Genomic DNA, 16,850 nt, shown 5'->3' on the forward strand with positions numbered 1-16,850 from the left:
GCACACCGGACGCGGGTCAGCCGGCCTGCTCCATCTCGGCGCGGGCGGCAGCGATCTCCTCTGCGGAGATGGTCAGCGTCTCGTCCGGAGCCGGCTTCGGCTCGAGATCGGCCCGGCCGGAGGCGTCGCTGAGCTTGATCAGCAGGGCGACCATGATCCAGTTCGCCACGGTCGACGAACCACCCTGGGCGAGGAACGGCAGCGCCTTACCGGTCTGCGGGATCAGTCCGATGACACCACCGGTGACGACGAAGACCTGCAGCAGCAGGGCCGAGGCCAGACCGGCCGCGAGCAGCTTGCCGAACGGGTCGGTCAGCCGGACGGCGGTGCGCATGCCGCGCTGCGCCAGGAGCAGGTAGAGCACCAGCACGACCATGATCCCGGCGGTGCCGAGTTCCTCGCCGATCGTGGACAGGATCCAGTCGCTGCGGCCGGCGAAACCGATCAGCCAGGAGTCGCCCTTGCCCAGACCGGTGCCGAGCAGTCCGCCGTGTCCCAGGCTGAACAGCGACTCCGCGAGCTGCGGCGAGGAGCCCTGCGGCGGGGAGGGGTTGTAGTAGGCGAAGGGGTCGAGCCAGTTGGTGATGCGGTACTTGACGTGCGAGACCAGGGTTCCCGCCGCGACCGAGCCGCCCACGGCCATCAGCGCACCGAGGACGACCCATCCGGTCCGCTCGGTGGCCACGTAGAGCATGATGATGAATGCACCGAAGAAGATCAGCGAGGTACCGAGGTCCGATTCGAAGACCAGGACGACCAGGCTGACCGCCCAGACGACCAGGATCGGACCCATGTTGCGCCCGCGCGGCAGTGCGATGCCCATGAACCGGCGGCCGACCAACGCGAGCGCGTCGCGGTTGGCCATCAGGTAGCTGGCGAAGAAGACGATCATGGTGAGCTTGGCGAACTCACCGGGCTGGACCTGGATCGGGCCGAGGATGACCCAGCGTCGGGCGCCGTAGGTGTCCGCGCCGAAGAAGGCGGGCGCGACCAGCGCGATCAGCGAGACCGCCATCAGCAGGTAGGTGTAGCGCGCGAGCATCCGGTGGTGCTTCACGAAGTAGATCACCGCGCCGAAGACCATGATCGCGATCGCGGTCCACATGATCTGGTTCGGCGCCATGGCCGTGGAGTTGTAGACCTTGATGTACGACGCGTCGAGCCGGTGGATCAGGACCAGGCCCAGCCCGGTCAGCACGACGGCTATCGGCAGGATCACCGGATCCGCGTAGGGCGCCCAGAACCGCACCATGACGTGCGCCAGCACCGCCAAGGCGCCCAGGCCCACGACCTGGAGCACGAAGCCGCTGGGCAGGGTGCCGTTCAGCCCCAGCTCGGCGGTGGCATCGGCGAAAGCACAGACGACGACCGCGAAGAGGAGCAGCATCAGCTCCAGGTTCCGCTTGCGTTTCGCTCCCGGTGCCACGGCTGCGCTCCGCGAGCTCCGTGCGCCCATCTTCTGCACCCACCCAACACTCTGCGACGTTCCGACTCCTGCGCTCCGCGCTCCTGGCTCGGAGAACCGTGGCATTGTCGCAGGTCTCGTTCGGAGGTGGGAACGCGCACGGGCCCGTTCCGGTTCTCTGGCGGGCAACACTGTGACGGAGTCGACGTCTGCCAGGGCCTCACCTTTGACGCGGTGGCGAACCATGCAGCACACAAGGGGCGCGGGGCTCCGCTGATATGCGGCCCCGCGCCCCTTGGTAGTTCGACTCCCTGCGGCAACAACAGCGCGTCACCGCCGTCAGGCGGCCAGCGGCTCCGGCTTGCTCAGCGACACGGCAGGCTCCAGCGCCAGATCCAGCACCTGACGGACGTCACCGACCGCGTGGACGGTGAGGCGCGCCAGGACCTCCGCCGGGACGTCGTCCAGGTCCGCCTCGTTGCGGGAGGGGATCAGGACCGTCGTGATCCCGGCCCGGTCCGCCGCCAGCAGCTTCTGCTTGACGCCGCCGATCGGCAGCACCCGCCCGGTCAGCGAGACCTCGCCGGTCATCGCGACATCCGGTCGGACCTTCCGCCCGGACAGCAGGGAGGCCAGGGCCGTGGTCATCGTCACACCCGCGCTCGGGCCGTCCTTCGGGACCGCGCCCGCAGGAACGTGGATGTGGACGCCGCGCTCACGCAACGTGGTGACCGGCAGTTCCAGCTCCGCTCCGCGCGAGCGCAGGAACGAGAGCGCGATCTGCGCGGACTCCTTCATCACCTCGCCGAGCTGGCCGGTGAGCTGCAGTCCGGTGCCGCCCGTCTCCGGGTCGGCCAGCGACGCCTCGACGAAGAGCACGTCGCCGCCCGCGCCGGTGACCGCCAGGCCCGTCGCCACGCCCGGCACCGCCGTGCGCCGCTCCTCCGGCTCCTGTGCGTGCTCCGGGGTGAACCGGGGACGGCCGATCAGGCCGCGCAGGTCCGCCTCGCCCACGGTGCGCGGCAGTTCCGCGCCCGCCTCGCCGAGCTCGTTCTGGGCCGCGACCTTGCGCAGGATCCGCCCGACCGCGCGCTCCAGCGTGCGGACGCCCGCCTCACGGGTGTACTCGGCGGCCAGCTTGCGCAGCGCGTCCTCGGCAAGGACGACCTCGTCAGCGCCCAGACCGGCACGCTCCAGCTGACGCGGGAGCAGGTGGTCACGGGCGATGACGACCTTCTCGTCCTCGGTGTAGCCGTCGAGCCGGACCAGCTCCATCCGGTCCAGCAGCGGCTCGGGGATCGCCTCCAGCACGTTGGCCGTGGCCAGGAAGACCACGTCCGACAGGTCGAGCTCGACCTCCAGGTAGTGGTCGCGGAAGGTGTGGTTCTGCGCCGGGTCCAGGACCTCGAGCAGCGCCGCCGCCGGGTCGCCCCGGTAGTCCGAGCCGACCTTGTCGATCTCGTCCAGCAGCACCACCGGGTTCATCGACCCGGCCTCCTTGATCGCCCGCACGATGCGGCCCGGCAGCGCGCCGACGTAGGTACGCCGGTGGCCGCGGATCTCCGCCTCGTCACGGACACCGCCGAGCGCGACCCGGACGAACTCGCGTCCCATCGCCCGCGCCACGGACTCGCCCAGCGAGGTCTTGCCCACACCGGGCGGGCCGACCAGCGCCAGCACCGCTCCCCCGCGACGCCCGCCGACCAGGCCGAGCCCACGGTCCGAGCGCCGCTTGCGCACGGCCAGGTACTCGACGATCCGCTCCTTGACGTCGTCGAGGCCGAAGTGGTCCGCGTCCAGCACGGCACGCGCTCCGGCGATGTCGTAGGCGTCCTCGGTGCGGTCGTTCCAGGGCAGCTCAAGGACGGTGTCCAGCCAGGTGCGGATCCAGCTGCCCTCGGGCGAGGCGTCGCTGGAACGCTCCAGCTTCTCGACCTCCTTGAGCGCGGCCTCACGGACCTTCTCGGGCAGGTCGGCGGCCTGCACGCGGGCGCGGTAGTCCTCCTCCTCGGAGTCCGGCTCGCCGTTGAGGTCGGAGAGCTCCTTGCGGACGGCCTCCAGCTGGCGGCGGAGCAGGAACTCCTTCTGCTGCCTCTCCATGCCCTCCTGGACGTCCTTGCTGATGGTCTCCTGGACCTCCGCCTCGGCGAGGTGGTCCTTGAGCAACTGCAGCGCGTAGCCGAGCCGGGCCACCGGGTCCAGCTCCTCCAGGACGCGCAGCTTCTGCTCGGTGGTGACGAAGGGCGCGTAGCCGATGTTGTCGGCCAGCTCGGAGACGCCCTCGATCTGCGCGAACCGGTCCACGACCTGCCACGCGCCGCGCTTCTGCAACCACGTCGTGGTCAGCGCCTTGTACTCCTTGACGGTCTCCGCGATCGCGCCCGGCAGCGGCGACGGGACCTCGGTCTCGTCGGCCGGCACCGCCTCCACCCAGAGGGCGGCGCCCGGGCCCGTCGTGCCCGTGCCGATGCGGACCCGGCGCACACCGCGGACGAGCGCGGCCGGGTCGCCGTCGGCCAGGCGGCCGACCTGCTCCACCGTCGCCAGCGTGCCGATCGCGCCGTAGGCGCCGTCGACGCGCGGCACCAGCAGCACCCGCGCCTTGCGGGCGCCCGCCACCGTACGGATTCCCGGCGCGTGCGCACCGGTCTCCCGGACCGCCGCCTGCGCGGCCTCCACGGCGGCACGGACATCCTGGTCGGACAGGTCGAGCGGGACGACCATGCCAGGGAGGACCGCATCGTCGTCGAGCGGCAGCACCGGCAGGGTGAGCGTTCCTGAAGTCGAAGCCATGATCTCTCCACGGTCATGCAAGTTGAGTTACCTGCACTAAAGGTTCATGACCCCACTATTGTTCCCCGGCGCATGTTCGCTCTGAGCGATCAGGCGTATCGGGCACGATAGGACCCATGTCCACGCATCACCACGACGCCGCGCACCCCGAGCACGCCGGCGCCGACGAAACGCCGGAACTGCTCGACCGCCGCGAGGGCCCGTTCGGCGAGGTCGCCCTGCGCCGCCGCGGCGCGCATTTCGAGATCATCGCCAACGGCACCTTCCTGATGGACACCTCCGACGGGCGCTCCGAGCGCCTCCTCATCAGCGCCGCCCTGGACGCCCTGGATTCCCCACGCGGGGCACACGTGCTGATCGGCGGACTGGGCGTCGGCTTCTCGCTCGCCGAGGCCGCGCAGGACAAGCGCCCGGGCCGGATCACCGTGGTGGAGCGGGAGAGGGCGATCATCGACTGGCACACGCAGGGTGACGCCCCGCTGGCGCCGTTCGCCGGAACAGGTCACACCGATCCGCGTATCGAGATCGTCAACGCCGACCTGCTGGACCACCTGCGCACCACCGAGCACCGGTACGACGCGCTCTGCCTCGACATCGACAACGGTCCCGACTGGACCGTCACCGAATCCAACGACTCCCTCTACAGCGAGGCCGGCCTGGACCTCCTTGAGCAAACACTTGCTGATGAAGGTGTGCTCGCGGTGTGGAGCGCGGCACATTCGCGCCCCTTCGAAGCACGTCTTCGCGCCCGATTTGCCCGAATCGAAGTCATCGAAATCCCGGTACAGGTGGAACGAGGCGTTCCTGATGTCGTGTACCTGTCCTCGCGCGTCTAGTTAACGCACGGTATGGTCCTTGCCCGTGCCACCCCTCGAAGGGTCGGTTTATCCGACGACGGCCTGCCACAGCGGGCCCAGGGTCCGTACGCTGCGAGCAGTGGCGGACTGAGCGAGTCGGGGGTGGGGCACCGTACCGAAGACGACCCGGCGGCCCGAGATTCAGTTCGGGCCGGAGAACGCGAGGCCCTGGGGGCGGTGGCGTGACCGTGACGGATGTACAGCAGCAGACCAACAACGGGCTGGGTAACCAGCGCCGAGTGCTGGTAGTCGAGGACGAGCCGACGATCGCCGAGTCGATCGCGGCCAGACTCGGCGCCGAGGGCTTCCGCGTCGCGGTCTCCCACGACGGGCCGACGGCGGTCGACTGCTTCCAGACCTGGCAGCCCGACCTGGTCGTGCTGGATGTGATGCTGCCCGGCTTCGACGGGCTGGAGGTCTGCCGCCGGATCCAGGCGCAGCGCCCGGTCCCGGTGCTCATGCTCACCGCACGTGACGACGAGACGGACCTGCTGGTCGGCCTCGGCGTCGGTGCGGACGACTACATGACGAAGCCGTTCTCCATGCGCGAGCTGGCGGCCCGCGTCAACGTGCTGCTGCGCCGCATCGAGCGCGCCCAGCTGGCCGCGCGGACGCCGATGGGCGGCACGCTGCGCCTCGGCGAACTGGAGATCGACCACGTCCAGCGTCGGGTCCGGGTCACCGGCGAGGATGTGCACCTGACCCCGACCGAGTTCGACCTGCTGGCCTGCCTGGCCCAGCAGCCGCGCGCGGTGCTCACCCGGGAGCAGCTGCTGGCCGAGGTCTGGGACTGGACCGACGCGTCCGGCACCCGCACCGTCGACAGCCACGTCAAGGCGCTGCGCCGGAAGATCGGCGCCAACTGGATCCGCACCGTCCACGGCGTCGGCTACGCGCTGGAGTCCCCCGCACCGTGAGCAGGAGTGTTCCCGCACGTCGGCGCGAACTCCCGCACCAGCCCCCGCAGCCACCGAAGGCGGCGGGAGGCCGGGACGCGCACGCCAGCCGCGCGGAGCGCTTCTGGGCCGGGCTGCGCCCGTTCGACCCGCTCCGCTCGGTCAAGGCCAAGCTGAACGTGCTGGTCCTGGCCTCGGTCTGCATCTCCACGCTGATGGTGGTGCTGGCGCTGAACTCCTCCACCCAGATCCGGGTGGTGATGATCTTCTCGGTGATCGCCTCGCTGCTGATCACCCAGCTGCTCGCCCACGGCATGACCGCCGGGCTGCGCGAGATGACCGCCGCCGCGCGGGCGATGGCCGCCGGCGACTACACCCGCCGGGTGCACACCCGCTCCCTGGACGAGGTCGGCGAGCTCGCCCACGCCTTCAACACCATGGCCGACGACCTGGACGCGGCCGACCGCCAGCGCCGCGAGCTGATCGCCAACGTCTCCCACGAACTGCGCACCCCGATAGCCGCACTGCGCGCCGTGCTGGAGAACGTCGTCGACGGCGTGGTGGAGCCGAAACCGGCCACCATGGCCGCCGCGCTGGAGCAGACCGAGCGGCTGGGCCGCCTGGTCTCCCATCTGCTGGACCTGTCCAAGCTCGCCGACGGGGTGGACGCGCTGGAGCTGCGCGGCTTCGACGTCGAGCCGTTCCTGGCCGGGGTGCTGCGCGGGCTGACCGTTGACGGCTCCGTCTCCGGCGGCGCGAGCAAACGCCGCACCGACGTCTCGCTGCGCCTGGACGTCGCCGACGGGCTCACCGCGCACGCGGACCCGGAGCGCCTGCACCAGGTCGTCGCCAATCTGGTCGACAACGCCTGCCGGCACAGCCCACAGGACGGCACGGTCACCGTACGGGCCCGCTCGGCCGGTTCCGGCGGCCTGGTCGTCGACGTCGCGGACGAGGGCCCCGGCATCGCCCCCGAGGACCGGACCCGGGTCTTCGAGCGCTTCGGCCGCGGCAGCTCGGCCACCGCGCAGGGGCCCGGCGCGGACGGCGGCACCGGTCTCGGTCTGGCCATCGCCCGCTGGGCGGTCGAACTGCACCGCGGCGCCATCGCCGTCGCCGACTCACCGAAGGGCTGTCTGATCCGCGTCGAGCTCCCCGGCCCGCGCCGCGAGCCGCGCGAGGGGCGCGACCTGCGCGATCCCTGGGAACCGGCGATCCTCCCGCACATGCACCCGTGAGCCGAAAGTATGCCCGATTCGCCGGGTTTCGACCGCACGAACAGCCTCTCGTTCTCCCCAACCGCGCCCGACTTCTAACCTCTCGTTTCGGCCATTGTTTGCGGCCGGACTGTGATCTGGGCGACGCTTGCCGTGCGGGACCTGCGCGGACGTGCGGCGGAGGCGTAGCCTTACTACCCGCTGTCCACCATCCACACGGAAGCGGAAGAGGGCGGTTGCCGCCGTGTCTCCACAGTCCCCACACACCAGCTCACCTGCCACCTCGGCCGAGCCCGGCCCCGGCGCCGCGTTCGGTCCGAACGAGTGGCTCGTGGACGAGATCTACCAGCAGTACCTCCAGGATCCGAACTCGGTCGACCGGGCCTGGTGGGATTTCTTCGCCGACTACAAGACCAGCCACGCCAAGAAGGCGGGTGCCACCGCCGTCGCCGCGACCGGGACGCCCACGACGCCCCCGGTCCCGGCTGCCGCTGCGGTACCCGCCCCGGCTCCGGCTCCGGCTGTTGCTCCCGCGCCCGTAGCCACTCCGGCTCCGGCCGCTGCTCCCGCGCAGCCGGTCGCCGCGGCTCCCGCCGCCCCCTCCGTTGCAGAGCCGCTGACCCAGCTCCCTGCGACCCCTGCCGCGCCCACCCAGCGCGTGCCCGCCACTCCGGCCACCCCGGCCGAAACCGCTAAGGACAGCACCAACGTGACCGCCCCCGCCGAGGCACCGTCAGGACCCGAGCTCGTCGCGCTGAAGGGCCCGAGCGCCCGGATCGTGGCGAACATGGACGCCTCGCTCTCGATGCCGACCGCGACCAGCGTCCGCGCCGTCCCCGCGAAGCTGCTGATCGACAACCGCATCGTCATCAACAACCACCTGAAGCGCGCCCGCGGCGGCAAGGTCAGCTTCACCCACCTCATCGGCTACGCCATGGTCCAGGCCATCAAGGCGATGCCGGCGATGAACCACGGCTTCCAGGAGAAGGACGGCAAGCCCTTCCTGGTCAAGCCCGAGCACGTCAACCTCGGCCTGGCGATCGACCTGACCAAGCCGAACGGTGACCGCCAGCTCGTGGTGGCCGCGATCAAGAAGGCCGAGACCCTCGACTTCTTCGGCTTCTGGCAGGCCTACGAGGACATCGTCCGCCGCGCCCGCCAGAACAAGCTCACGGTCGACGACTTCTCCGGCGTCACCTGCTCGCTGACCAACCCCGGCGGCATCGGCACCGTCCACTCCGTCCCGCGCCTGATGCCCGGTCAGGGCACCATCCTGGGCGTCGGTTCGATGGAGTACCCGGCCGAGTTCCAGGGCGCCTCCGAGGAGACGCTGGCGGGCATGGGCATCTCCAAGGTGATGACGCTGACGTCCACCTACGACCACCGGGTCATCCAGGGCGCCCAGTCCGGCGAGTTCCTGCGCACGATCCACCAGCTGCTGCTCGGCCAGGACGGCTTCTACGACAAGATCTTCGAGTCGCTGCGGATCCCCTACGAGCCGGTCCGCTGGGCGACCGACGTGGCCCGCACCCACGACAACGAGGTCAACAAGACCGCCCGCGTGATGGAGCTGATCCACTCCTTCCGCGTCCGCGGTCACCTGATGGCCGACACCGACCCGCTCGAGTACAAGCAGCGCAAGCACCCGGACCTCGACGTCCAGGCGCACGACCTGACGCTGTGGGACCTGGAGCGCGAGTTCGCGGTGGGCGGCTTCGCCGGCCACACCATGATGAAGCTGCGCGACATCCTCGGCGTGCTGCGCGACTCGTACTGCCGTACCGTCGGCATCGAGTACATGCACATCCAGGACCCGAAGCAGCGCCGCTGGATCCAGGCCCGCGTCGAGCGCGGCACCGACCGTCCGGAGCGCGAGGAGCAGCTGCGCATCCTGCGCCGCCTCAACGCCGCCGAGGCGTTCGAGACCTTCCTGCAGACCAAGTACGTCGGCCAGAAGCGCTTCTCGCTGGAGGGCGGCGAGTCCGTCATCCCGCTGCTGGACGCGGTGCTGGACTCGGCCGCCGAGGCCCGCCTGGTCGAGGCCGTCATCGGCATGGCCCACCGCGGCCGTCTGAACGTGCTGGCCAACATCGTCGGCAAGTCCTACGCGCAGATCTTCCGCGAGTTCGAGGGCAACCTCGACCCGAAGTCGATGCACGGCTCCGGCGACGTGAAGTACCACCTCGGCTCGGACGGCACGTTCACCGGCCTGGACGGCGAGACCCTCAAGGTCTCCCTCGCGGCCAACCCGTCCCACCTGGAGGCGGTCGACCCGATCGTCGAGGGCATCGCCCGCGCCAAGCAGGACATCCTCGACAAGGCCGGCGACTCGTTCGACGTCCTGCCGATCCAGATCCACGGCGACGCGGCCTTCGCGGGCCAGGGTGTCGTGGCCGAGACGCTGAACATGTCGCAGCTGCGCGGCTACCGCACCGGCGGCACCGTGCACGTGGTGATCAACAACCAGGTCGGCTTCACCGCCGCCCCGGCCGCCTCGCGCTCGTCGATGTACTGCACCGACGTGGCCCGCATGATCGAGGCCCCGATCTTCCACGTCAACGGCGACGACCCGGAGGCCGTGGTCCGCGTAGCGCGGCTCGCCTTCGAGTTCCGCCAGGCGTTCCACAAGGACGTCGTGATCGACCTCATCTGCTACCGCCGCCGCGGTCACAACGAGGCCGACAACCCGTCGTTCACCCAGCCGCTGATGTACGACCTGATCGACAAGAAGCGCTCGGTGCGCAAGCTCTACACCGAGGGTCTGATCGGTCGCGGCGACATCACGCTGGAAGAGGCCGAGCAGGCGCTCAAGGACTACCAGGACCAGCTGGAGAAGGTCTTCGCCGAGGTCCGTGAGGCCTCCGGCACGCCGGCCCAGCCGGTCTCCGAGCGTCCGCAGGCGACCTTCCCGGTCTCGGTCGGCACCGGCATCTCCCAGGAGATGGTCAAGCGCATCGCCGAGTCCCAGGTCGCGCTGCCCGAGTGGCTGACGGTCCACCCGCGTCTGCTGCCGCAGCTGCAGCGCCGCGCGGCGATGATCGAGGACGGCACCATCGACTGGGCCATGGGCGAGACCCTCGCCATCGGCTCGCTGCTGATGGAGGGCCACCCGGTTCGCCTGGCCGGCCAGGACAGCCGTCGTGGCACCTTCGGCCAGCGCCACGCGGTGCTGATCGACAACAAGACCGGCGAGGACTACACCCCGCTGCTCTACCTGACGCAGGACCAGGCCCGCTACACCGTCTACGACTCGCTGCTCTCCGAGTACGCGGCGATGGGCTTCGAGTACGGCTACTCGCTGGCCCGCCCGGACGCGCTGGTGATGTGGGAGGCGCAGTTCGGCGACTTCGTCAACGGCGCGTCCACCGTCATCGACGAGTACATCGCCTCGTCCGAGACCAAGTGGGGCCAGAACTCCGGCGTCACGCTGCTCCTCCCGCACGGCTACGAGGGCCAGGGCCCGGACCACTCGTCCGCCCGCCCGGAGCGCTTCCTGCAGCTGTGCGCGGAGAACAACATGACGGTCGCCATGCCGACGCTGCCGTCGAACTACTTCCACCTGCTGCGCTGGCAGACGCACAACCCGCACCACAAGCCGCTGATCGTCTTCACCCCGAAGTCGATGCTGCGTCTGAAGGCCGCGGCGTCCAAGGCAGAGGAGTTCACCCAGGGCGGCTTCCGCCCGGTCATCGGCGACTCGACGGTCGACCCGGCGAACGTGCGCAAGGTCGTCATCACGGCCGGCAAGTTCTACTACGACCTTGCCGCCGCCCGCACCGAGCGCGGCATCACCGACACGGCGATCGTCCGCGTCGAGCGGCTCTACCCGCTCCCGGTCAACGAGCTCCAGGAGGAGCTCAAGCGCTACGGCACCGACGTCCAGTACGTCTGGGCCCAGGAGGAGCCCTCCAACCAGGGCGCCTGGCCGTTCATCGCGCTGAACCTGGTGGACCACATCGACGTCGTCGTCGGCCCCTCCGCCAGCCGCCAGCGCCTCCGCCGCGTCGCCCGCCCTGCCTCCTCCGCCCCGGCGGTCGGCTCGGCCAAGCGCCACGCGCAGGAGCAGCAGCAGCTGATCGACGAGGTGTACACCCTCTGATCAGCCGCTGGTGACATCCACCTGATGCGCTGAAGGGACCCGGTACCCCAGTTGGGGTGCCGGGTCCTTTGCTTTTGCCCGGTCACACCCCCGACCCACCTTTCCGACGCGAGCCGGTAGCATCGTTTCGGCTAAAGTGAGATGTACACGACACCGGGGGGCCGGATGGCCGGGGAAAGACCTACTGCGTACTGGACGTGGCAGCTGGAACTGCCCACTGGCGACGTCGTGCGCAGCAGCGTGGATGCGGTCCTCACGGTGGTCTTCCTCTTGGGCCGCGAGCACCTCGCTGTCGCTGTGCCGCACATGACCGTCCGTGCCGGTACGGTCTCCGCGGAGTTTGCCGTGCATGGGAGTTCCCTGGCCGAAAACGCGGCTCGCATCGCGGAAGAGCTACAGAACGCCGGTGGTGACTCCTCGGACCGCGGGGTGAGCATCCTCACTGACTGTGTCGGCACATGGGTCGACGCAGACGGTGAGTCACATCGCGAACCGCTGCTGACTCGCGTCCGTGCGGAAGCGCAGGACGGACGGTTGTCCATCGCCGTCGCTGCTTTCGGCGACGCCTTCCTCCCCTGGGATCTGTCCGGCGCACCGCAGCCGGCGGTCTACCAGCGCAACGCCCCACGTCTGGCCGCCGCCCTGGCGGCGATCACGGTGGCGCTGCGTTCACCGATCCACCCTGGTGACGAAACGGCACTGGCCCTGCCCACTGCGGGCGGAGCGGTGAACCGGCTCAACGCGGACGGTGAAGTACTGGACCTGACCGTCCCCCTTGCACGGCTGACGTCGAACACTCCGCTCTTCGTTCCGACGCACCCCAGCGACGATCAGATGGTCTTCGAACTGCTGGGCAGCCCCGAGGGCCCGGTGCCCGTCGCCTTCACATCCTTGGACCTCCTCATCGAACGGCTGGGAACTGCGCAGCCGTGGGCTGCCGTGCGCGCAGAAAGGTTCATCACCCTAATGGATCGCCTCGGAGCCCCTCCGGTCCGCCTCGACCCGCCGGTAGTGCCAGACGCACGCCGTTGGATGGCGGACGATGTGCTGGCCTATGAGGAGGAGTTCAGTCGTGGGTAACAGCTATCAGGTCGTGTTGGCGGATTTGGCCGCCATGGCCAAGACGTACCACTCACAAGCGGACCACTACCGCTCCCTGAAGGTCCAGGTCAGCCCACCTCTGGTGGACGGCGGCGACCCAGGGTTCAACGACGCGCTGCAAACCATCATGGACTCACTCGACTCACTCCACACCAAGATGGCGGACAAGATCGACGACCACGGCGACAAGCTCAGCTACACACACGACTCCTATCAGCGTCGCGACGTGGACGTGCACGGGGTCTTCGAAGATCTGATGCCGGACTCATGAGCCCGGGAAGCGACAACTGGATCGGTGGCGACTTCACCGGCCTCCAGCACATGGGCGCCACACTGACCGGCGCCGTTGAGGCACTTCAGTCGGTGGTCGCCCCACTCGACAGCGGAGTTGACTCGCTGGTGAGCTCGGCCGGTTGGCAGGGTGACGCGGCCACCAGCTTCCGGAAGGCCTGGACAACGGACTCGATCACAGCGGGCGGCTTCTCCGATCTGGTCGGCTCGGTTGGGAAGACCCTGAGCAGTCTGGGCGACTCCCTCTCATCGCTCAACGACGCGCTTTACAACGCGGCGCAGACCGCGAAGAGCAAGGGCCTCCAAGTCGGCCCACACGGCGAACCGCTGACGACGGTGGCGAACGCGAGCGACCCCGCGCTCAACGAGTACACCCAGGTCTACGACGCGATCACGGTGCAGGCGCAGAACGCTCGGGTCAAAGCGGCGGAGGCTCTGCAGGGGTTCTACGCGGACATCGACCCGGACCAGCCGATGCAAACGAGCGACAAGATGACGGTCGCCGCCTTCCTCCGAGATCTGTATGCCACAAGAGACGACCGCAAGAGCGTGGCGGCCGACAAGGCGAACGAGGAGTTGGCTGAAGCCAAGAAGTCTCGGGACGCCGCCCAAGCAGCACTCAAGACCGAAGCTCCTCGCTCGGCAAGAAGATGCAAGGCGTCCGCACAGACCTGAGCTCGTTCAAGGACTACAAGTCGGCTGTCACGGACTTCAAGGCGAGCGAGACCAAACTGGCTGCGGCGCTGGACAGTCGGAACGCCTTCTCGAAGCTCGTCAACTTCAAGACCGGTGACCTCGACGGCCTGAGCGAGTTGCTGTCCAAGTTCAAGTACGCGCCGGACTTCCTTAAGGACATCCCGGATTTGGACGTTGCCGCGGCGCTGACTGGCTCGGGATTCGAAGCAATAAAGGACCACGACGAAGGTTGGTCATGGACCCACTCGATCCTGGTGGACGGGGGTGCGGCCGTGGGCGGTGTGGTGGCTGGGGTTGCGCTCGTTGCAGCCGCCCCTGAAGAACTGACCGGTGCAGCCTATGTGACCGCGACTTCTTTGGAGCTCGCGGGTGCAGTCGCTGTCGGCGTCGGCATCGACAAAGCGGTACACGAGCACTGGAGCGAGGACATCCACGACCATGGGGTCGTAGGCGGGCTGGCTCACGGGAGCTGGAACGTCCTCAAGGGAACCGGAAAATCTATGTGGGGCGATGTGACGGGAGCATGGCATGGAATCACCGGCCTCTTCTGACGAGTACGCGCAGTACGCACCAAGTCCCTTGTCAGTACAGTTTGTCGGTACCACCTGGGTGGATCGGGGACCGGCGTACTGGACTCGGCGAGTCCTGCTCACCCTCGTGCGCGGGTTCATGGTCTTTCTCATGGCATTGCTGGCCGGGTCGATCTTCTACGGGATGAGCACCGAGCACCTGTCGCTGGGGACTCGCGTGCTCCTCTCCGTCGGCATGACAGTTCTGATCGCCGTGGGCTTCGCTTTCGGCGTTCGGGAATCGATCCTGATCAACCGGACCACGCTGACCCCCGAAGAGTGGCGCGAGCACCGAAGCGAGCTCCGGCGCCGCCTCCCTTGGCCGGTCAAGCTGATGATGAACTCCATCGTCCTGATCGCTCTGCTCCCGATTGTCGGGCCGTTCGTCTTGGGCTTCGCGCTCTCGTGGATCCCTGGCACCACGCTCGGTCGGGAGCTGCCGGCCGAGCGCGGTGCCCGCGCCCGCCTTGCGGCGGATCAGCAGCGCTACGACCGACTCTTTCACCGTGAGCCCGCCTGAGCTGTCGTACCCTTCGGGCGAGGACTTCAGTGAGAGGAAAAGCAACAGCCGTGTACTTCACCGACCGTGGCATCGAGGAGCTGCAGAACCGCCGGGGCGAGGAGGAGGTCAGCTTCGACTGGCTGGCCGACCGGCTGCAGGAGTTCGTGGACCTGAACCCCGAGTTCGAGGTGCCGGTGGAGCGGCTGGCGACGTGGCTGGCACGGCTCGACGACGAGGACGACGAGTAGCGGCTCAGGCGGTACCCGACTCATCCCCGAGGCGACCCCGACACGATCCCGGACGCGACCCTGAGATTCGCGATATAGCTTGACTCCTGGCGAGTGCGATATATCGTGAAGAGCAGAAGGCCGCGCCCGGTTCGGCGCGGTGCAGCCGCGGCTACGCCGCACGCATCGGGGAGACCGGTATGTCGGAGCACTGGACGATCAGCGAGCCCCAGAAACTCGTCTTCGACGAGGCGGTACGACGCCTGCGGGTGCGTACGGTCGCCGGCGCGGTCAACGTGGTCGCCGGTGAGGGCCCCGCGCGGGTCGAGGTCACCGAGATCGAGGGGCCGCCGCTGCTGGTGAGCCTCGAGGACGGCGAGTTGCTGGTCACCTACGAGGACCTCAAGGTGAAGGACTTCCAGTGGAAGGCCCTCGGCCGCTGGATCGAGGGTCTGCGGCAGAAGCGCCGCGTCGTGGTCTCCCTGGTCGTGCCGGCCGACGTCACGGTCGAGCTCGGCTCCGCCTCGTCCGACGCGGTGGTGTCCGGGGTGACCGGACGAGTCCACGCGAACACCGCCAGCGGCGATCTGACGCTGGTTCGGGTGAGCGGCCCGGTCGACGCCAACACGGTTTCGGGTGCGGTGGAGGCGCACGGCACCTCCGGCGGGCTTAAGATCAATACCGTGTCCGGCGCGCTCACCGTCTTCGCCGGTACCAGCGGCGCGCTGAAGGCCAACTCCGTCAGCGGCGCGATGACGGTCGACCTCGACCGTCCGACGGCCGCCGACGTGGAGCTGACCAATGTCTCCGGCGAGGTGGCCGTACGCATCCCCGCTCCGGCGGACGCCGAGGTCAGGGCCGACACGACGAGCGGCGACATCTCCTCCTCCTTCGACCAGTTGCAGGTCGGTGGCATGTGGGGGGCCAAGCGCATCACCGGAACGCTGGGCAAGGGCACCAGCCGTGTGAAGATCACCACGGTTTCCGGGTCCGTCGCCGTCCTGCGTCGCCCCACCGACGAGGACGACTCCGTGCAGGACACCCCCCAGGACGCCACTCCCGACTCCCCGCTCGCGATCGACTTCCAGAAGGGGGCTGACGAGGCATGAGCCGCCCTGTCTTCGCTCACGGACGCCTGCGTCTGTACCTGCTCAAGCTGTTGGACGAGGCCCCGCGCCACGGCTACGAGGTGATACGCCTGTTGGAGGAGCGCTTCCACGGCCTCTACGCGCCCTCCGCCGGAACGGTCTACCCCCGGCTGGCCAAGCTGGAGCAGGAGGGCCTGGTCGAGCACTCGGTCGAGGGCGGCCGCAAGGTCTACCGGATCACCGAGGCCGGTCGCGCCGAACTCACCTCCCGCGCGGCCGAGTTGGCCGAGCTCGAGGCCGAGATCCACGACTCGGTCTCACAGCTTGCCGACCAGATCCGTGAGGACGTCCGCGACTCCGCGCAGAATCTGCGCGAGGAGATGCGGACCGCCGCCCGGGAGTCGCGCCGTCAGGTGCGCTTCGGGGACGAGACCTGGCGTGCCGACCGCGAGTCCTGGCAGCGTGCCAAGGATGAGTGGCGCGTCGCCAAGGAGCAGGCCAAGGAGCAGACGCGGGAGGCCAAGGAGCAGGCCCGGTCCGCCCGTGAGGAGGCCCGCGAGGCCAGGGAGCAGGCCCGCGCGGTGCGCGAGCAGGCCCGTCGCGAGGCGAGCCGGATCGGCGATCAGATCCGCACCCACATCAAGAGCGGTGACTGGCCCACCGGCCTGTCCGAGGGCCTGTCCGAGTTGACCCGCACCTTGAGCGGCCTGGCGGATCCGAGCCGTTGGACTCCCCCGGGCGCCCAGACCGGCGCGTCGCACAGCGCTCCCGGCGCTCCCGAGGACCGGAAGCCAGGCCCGGACGAGCCGGTCGACTTCGGCAAGGCCGACCAGGCCGACGAGCAGCCGGCGGACCTGCCCGGGTGGGCGAGCGTCGACCCGGCGGGCGAGCCGCTGCGCGAACTGAGCGGCCTGCTCGACCGGTTCCGCGACGAGGTACGCGACCACGCGCGCGACGCGGGCGTCACCGCGGACAGCCTGCAGCGCGCCCGGTCCGCCCTGGCGGACGCCGCAGCACGACTGCGTCGGCGGTAACTCCTAAGACCAGCCCGGGGGTTAAGGCCGATCGGCCAGGGACGTGGGGCCCTGGCCGATCGGTCCCACCGCATC

14 protein-coding genes are annotated in these 16,850 nt (G+C 69.2%); 12 read left to right on the plus strand and 2 right to left on the minus strand.

The genetic code is table 11. From position 1 onward, the window contains the following. Window positions 1–16: 16 nt before the first annotated feature. Window positions 17–1,456 carry an FtsW/RodA/SpoVE family cell cycle protein gene (locus ABH928_RS01260; RefSeq protein WP_370060930.1) on the minus strand — a complete coding sequence of 480 codons (1,440 nt, stop codon included), beginning with the start codon at window positions 1,454–1,456 and terminating at the stop codon, window positions 17–19. Between the two features lie 288 nt (window positions 1,457–1,744). Then, window positions 1,745–4,198, minus strand: a complete 2,454-nt coding sequence (lon, locus tag ABH928_RS01265) for an endopeptidase La (RefSeq protein WP_370060932.1) — start codon at window positions 4,196–4,198, stop codon at window positions 1,745–1,747. Window positions 4,199–4,314: 116 nt separating this feature from the next. Here lon and ABH928_RS01270 point away from each other — a divergent pair, with 116 nt between their 5' ends. From ABH928_RS01270 to ABH928_RS01325, 12 genes are all read left to right on the plus strand, one after another. After that, window positions 4,315–5,034, plus strand: a complete 720-nt coding sequence (locus ABH928_RS01270) for a spermidine synthase (protein WP_370060934.1) — start codon at window positions 4,315–4,317, stop codon at window positions 5,032–5,034. 209 nt (window positions 5,035–5,243) lie between these two features. Further along, window positions 5,244–5,972, plus strand: a complete 729-nt coding sequence (locus ABH928_RS01275; protein WP_196192708.1) for a response regulator transcription factor — start codon at window positions 5,244–5,246, stop codon at window positions 5,970–5,972. After that, window positions 5,969–7,189 carry a sensor histidine kinase gene (locus tag ABH928_RS01280; protein ID WP_370060937.1) on the plus strand — a complete coding sequence of 407 codons (1,221 nt, stop codon included), beginning with the start codon at window positions 5,969–5,971 and terminating at the stop codon, window positions 7,187–7,189. The genes ABH928_RS01275 and ABH928_RS01280 overlap by 4 nt, the downstream gene beginning before the upstream one ends. A 223-nt stretch (window positions 7,190–7,412) precedes the next feature. Beyond that, on the plus strand, window positions 7,413–11,267 hold the full coding sequence (locus ABH928_RS01285) for a multifunctional oxoglutarate decarboxylase/oxoglutarate dehydrogenase thiamine pyrophosphate-binding subunit/dihydrolipoyllysine-residue succinyltransferase subunit (RefSeq protein WP_370060939.1): 3,855 nt from the start codon (window positions 7,413–7,415) through the stop codon (window positions 11,265–11,267). 141 nt (window positions 11,268–11,408) lie between these two features. Continuing rightward, complete coding sequence (locus ABH928_RS01290; protein ID WP_370060942.1) at window positions 11,409–12,347, plus strand: SAV_915 family protein; 939 nt, start codon at window positions 11,409–11,411, stop codon at window positions 12,345–12,347. Beyond that, on the plus strand, window positions 12,340–12,639 hold the full coding sequence (locus tag ABH928_RS01295; protein WP_370060944.1) for a DUF6317 family protein: 300 nt from the start codon (window positions 12,340–12,342) through the stop codon (window positions 12,637–12,639). Before ABH928_RS01290 ends, ABH928_RS01295 begins: the two co-directional genes overlap by 8 nt. Beyond that, window positions 12,636–13,334, plus strand: a complete 699-nt coding sequence (locus tag ABH928_RS01300) for a WXG100 family type VII secretion target (RefSeq protein ID WP_370060946.1) — start codon at window positions 12,636–12,638, stop codon at window positions 13,332–13,334. The genes ABH928_RS01295 and ABH928_RS01300 overlap by 4 nt, the downstream gene beginning before the upstream one ends. After that, entirely contained in the window at window positions 13,310–13,906 is a 597-nt protein-coding gene (locus ABH928_RS01305) for a hypothetical protein (RefSeq protein WP_370060948.1), read from the plus strand. The genes ABH928_RS01300 and ABH928_RS01305 overlap by 25 nt, the downstream gene beginning before the upstream one ends. Window positions 13,907–14,036: 130 nt before the next feature. Beyond that, window positions 14,037–14,444: a hypothetical protein gene (locus tag ABH928_RS01310; RefSeq protein WP_370060950.1), complete on the plus strand. Its 408-nt coding sequence runs from the start codon at window positions 14,037–14,039 to the stop codon at window positions 14,442–14,444. A 50-nt stretch (window positions 14,445–14,494) separates the two neighbouring features. Next, window positions 14,495–14,674 carry a DUF6104 family protein gene (locus tag ABH928_RS01315; protein ID WP_196192713.1) on the plus strand — a complete coding sequence of 60 codons (180 nt, stop codon included), beginning with the start codon at window positions 14,495–14,497 and terminating at the stop codon, window positions 14,672–14,674. 179 nt (window positions 14,675–14,853) lie between these two features. Beyond that, window positions 14,854–15,762: a DUF4097 domain-containing protein gene (locus tag ABH928_RS01320; RefSeq protein WP_370060953.1), complete on the plus strand. Its 909-nt coding sequence runs from the start codon at window positions 14,854–14,856 to the stop codon at window positions 15,760–15,762. After that, complete coding sequence (locus tag ABH928_RS01325; RefSeq protein WP_370060955.1) at window positions 15,759–16,775, plus strand: helix-turn-helix transcriptional regulator; 1,017 nt, start codon at window positions 15,759–15,761, stop codon at window positions 16,773–16,775. The genes ABH928_RS01320 and ABH928_RS01325 overlap by 4 nt, the downstream gene beginning before the upstream one ends. Window positions 16,776–16,850: the final 75 nt, after the last annotated feature.

It is taken from the genome of Streptacidiphilus sp. MAP5-3 (genome assembly GCF_041262505.1).
Classification (GTDB): Bacteria; Actinomycetota; Actinomycetes; order Streptomycetales; family Streptomycetaceae; genus Streptacidiphilus.